The organism is Moorena sp. SIO3I6 (genome assembly GCF_010672095.1).
The window spans coordinates 1-2,390 of record NZ_JAAHHU010000712.1 but is presented as its reverse complement, the minus strand read 5'-3'; the positions used below and the strand labels follow the sequence as shown (position 1 = coordinate 2,390).

Genomic DNA, 2,390 nt, shown 5'->3' with positions numbered 1-2,390 from the left:
ATACGAGATCCGGAAGCTATGGTGACTGGAGTTCAGTGGTGTGTTCGTCTGCTCGCTAAAAGCATTTAAGCAAGCACAGGAGGAGGAAGAACTACAATTAAAAGAAGAAATTTTCAAAGCTTTAGATGATATTTTAACTAATCTCAAAAATAGTGAGCGATTTGTTTTCGATCAGCTTTTAGAAAAATTAAAGACAAAACTAAATCAAGATCCGATTCTCTCTAAATGGCTAGAAACTCCTGATGCACTGAGTCGTCTGCGAACGTATATCATTAACTACCAAAGTAGCAATACTGTTTTGACCCAAAGGGTAGCGCGTCCAGCAGTGGCCACCTTAGCTCTTCCTCAGCATCCTGAAGGCTATTTTTTGGCTTTGGCTAAAGGTATTTCCCGTAAGCTTTTCAGCCAACATCACGTTAATAAAATTCTTTACATCCAAGTACCAGAACTAGAGCCTGTGATCATGGACAATGATTGGCTATGCCGCATGGATATGGCTTTGCTACGCAATCCACCACAATTAGATGCACTGCGGGAAACAATAGTGCAGTGCGTGGTTGGTTGCGATTTGCCGCTTCTTATTTGGCATAATAATGATGCCACAGGTCACGAGCGGGTTAAACAGATAAAAACTTGGTTAAATGAACGGAATTTAGATGAAAATCGTATTATTGATTTGGGGTTAAAGTCAACAGATAGCCTAAGCCACTTATTCCAGCCAACTAAGTTAGTGGAACTAATGCCCGATGAGTTAGCTGAGTTATTGGTTGCTAAACTAGATAACCTAAACATCTCCATCAAGTTTTTACCAGATAATGTCGATATCTGTCGAGATATTGGTCAAAAATTTGAACACTATCTCCTGAGTTATTTATGGGAGGGCGTATCAGAGAAACTGGAAATGCCTAACTTGATCATAGGTCTGGATAGAGAACTCCAATTTAGCCAACAAATGAAAGAACAAAATTTAGACCAGCAACTCAGAGATTTACTAGAAAAAAATTCTAATACCAAGTCTTACGCCACCGTATTAAATGAAGTAGTTAGGAAATTTTTCGATACCTTTATGGGGCAACATCGTGCAGAGATCCAAGGTTTAGCCCAAGCACACCTGAAAGGTTTACACGAGGGGGACAAGCAATGAATGACGAACAAGATCAGGATATCAGTGAGCTTCGTCCACAATACCAAACTTATGACCGACAAAAGTGCTTTATTGCTTACAGCGAACAGGCTGATTGGTCAGCTGACCTTTTGGGTGGTTGTGAGCAGGTGTTGTCCGCTTCTGAGTTTAACTTAGAACCAGACTATGCTCGTCAACATTTTGTTTCAGATGTTCCCCTACGCCAAAAAGCGATAGAACTTATAGCTAATGCCCGATATGGTATCTATGACCTTTCTTACTGGCGTGCGGATGATAAAAGTCCGTGGCAAATGCCCCGCAATGTTTTTATTGAATTAGGGATGGCGATCGCACTAAATCGTCCTACCCTATTGCTACGTCATGGTAGTAACAAAGAACCAGGTTTAGAATTACCAAAGTGCTTGCAGTGTCTTAGGGAACAAATTTTAGAGTTTAGCGGCACACATACCCTGAAAACAGTTTTGCTCAAAAACTTACCAAAATGGGTAAACAAGTTACCGGAAAAGGCTTGGTGGAATCGCCATTGCATTTTTGGAGGCAGAGTGTGCGAATACCGCGAGACACATCCACAGGCTAAACAGTTAGGACAAAACACCTTAAATTGTTTTATTGCGGATGGAGCAGATAGTTCCCGCCCAGATTTTCAAAAAATTGTTGAGGATGTCTTAGAGCGTTTCAATGATGTGACTTATAGTTATTTGGATGACCTTTCCCTGGAAAAAGGCTATAGTTTTCTGTTATGTACTCATTGCCAGAAAGTTCGCTCATCCCCCTTTGCTATTCATCGCATTACCTTAAAAACACCACCAGAGGCGTTTATTGCCATTGGTATGAGCCTTGCTTTAGAAAAACAATTTGGATATAAAATACCTAAAATTTTGATAACAGAAGATTTATGTTATGTTCCTTCTTTATTATCTGGTTATGAGGTAGTGGTAGCTAAAAGTGATAAGGATAAAAAACAGCAATTACGCAAGTTTATGCCAGCATTTATTAAGAAGGTAAGGGAGACAAATTGGAAGCCAAGACCATTACCATTTATTGATGTTTTAGTTAATAACACGCCCCACGAACATTTAGAAAAGCGATCGCCTATTATTAGTAAAGAAGCCTTCGAGGAAAAAATCAGGAACATGCCCCCGAGAAGGCGAAAAGTGTTGGAGGCAATGCTTGGTGGCATGACAGATCAAGAAATCAAAGACAAGGTGCTGAATGTCTATAATAAATCTACGGTAAGAAAGCGGGA

1 protein-coding gene and 1 pseudogene are annotated in these 2,390 nt (G+C 40.1%); both read left to right on the top strand.

The annotated features are described in order from the left end of the window. Window positions 1–40 precede the first annotated feature (40 nt). Window positions 41–1,144 (top strand): hypothetical protein, encoded by a 1,104-nt coding sequence (locus F6K49_RS41700; RefSeq protein ID WP_293107098.1) that lies wholly within the window; start codon window positions 41–43, stop codon window positions 1,142–1,144. Next, window positions 1,141–2,390 (top strand): annotated as a pseudogene (locus F6K49_RS41695) (hypothetical protein); the annotation flags it as partial. The gene F6K49_RS41700 and the pseudogene F6K49_RS41695, both read left to right, overlap by 4 nt.